The organism is Pseudomonas sp. UYIF39 (genome assembly GCF_029963765.1).
Lineage (GTDB): Bacteria > Pseudomonadota > Gammaproteobacteria > Pseudomonadales > Pseudomonadaceae > Aquipseudomonas.
Map to the genome: position 1 here is coordinate 1 of NZ_JALBYU010000065.1, position 1,235 is coordinate 1,235.

Below are 1,235 nucleotides of genomic sequence, written 5' to 3' on the forward strand. Positions count from 1 at the left end.
TGTAGTGGTCTAATGATTCCGGACACCCATTTAGGCGAGAATGCTCGCCAGACTGAGGTGTCAGATGACCAAGCAACGCCGTACCTTTTCTCCAGAATTCAAACGCGAGGCTGCCGACCTCGTGCTCAAGCAAAACTACAGTTTCATTGAGGCTAGCCGCTCACTCGCTGTTGGCGAATCGGCACTGCGCCGCTGGGTCGACCAGCTTCAGAGAGAGCGCACCGGCATCACCCCGCAAAGCAAAGCGTTAACCCCAGAGCAGCAAAGAATCCAGGAGTTGGAGGCGCGAATTGCTCGCCTTGAGCGCGAGAAGTCGATACTAAAAAAGGCCACCGCGCTCTTGATGTCGGAAGATCTCGAGCGTACGCGCTGATCGATCAGCTAAGTGCCCATGAGCCTGTTGACTGCTTGTGCGAGGCATTTGAAGTTGCCCGTTCGGGCTACTACGCACATCGTCTCAGGCGGCGAACACCAGACGTTGAGCGACTCAGGTTGCGAAGTAGAGTGAACGAGCTGTTCACCCAGGGACGAAGTGCTCCGGGCAGTCGAAGCATCATGTTAATGATGCAAGAAGAGGGTGAGCAAATTGGACGCTTCAAGGTGCGCAGACTAATGCGTGAACTGGAGCTAGTCAGCAAGCAGCCGGGATCACACGCCTATAAAAAGGCGACAGTCGAGCGGCCTGATATCCCGAATATCTTGAACCGGGAGTTTGATGTCGAAGCGCCCAACCAGGTTTGGTGCGGCGATATAACCTACATCTGGGCACAGGGAAAATGGCACTACCTTGCGGTTGTTATGGATCTTTACGCCCGCCGAGTGGTGGGCTGGGCGTTATCCGAAAAGCCGGATGCAGACCTAGTGGTCAAGGCACTGGACGTGGCTTACGAGCAACGTGGCAAGCCTCAAGGGCTACTGTTTCACTCGGATCAGGGGTCGCAATATGGTAGCCGCAACTTTCGCCAACGGCTGTGGCGTTACCGGATGCGCCAGAGCATGAGTCGTCGAGGAAACTGCTGGGATAATGCGCCGATGGAACGAGTATTTCGCAGCTTGAAAACAGAGTGGATACCGACCACTGGGTACATGACCGGCCAGCAAGCTCAGCGAGACATCAGCCAATACCTGATGCATCACTACAACTGGATCCGGCCCCACCAATTTAACGATGGGTTAGCTCCGGCAAAAACCGAAGAAAACCTTAAAACCGTGTCCGGGATCAGTTGACCACTACA

Annotated in this window: 1 protein-coding gene; it reads left to right on the forward strand. The window is 54.7% G+C overall.

Annotated elements, in window-relative coordinates; translation table 11 throughout:
• Positions 1 to 64 precede the first annotated feature (64 nt).
• Positions 65 to 1,227, forward strand: a protein-coding gene (locus MO767_RS30805; RefSeq protein ID WP_282483615.1) for an IS3 family transposase whose coding sequence is annotated in 2 segments (ribosomal slippage) — positions 65 to 320 and positions 320 to 1,227 — 1,164 coding nt in all. Because the reading frame shifts where the segments join, the coding sequence is not laid out codon by codon here.
• Positions 1,228 to 1,235: the final 8 nt, after the last annotated feature.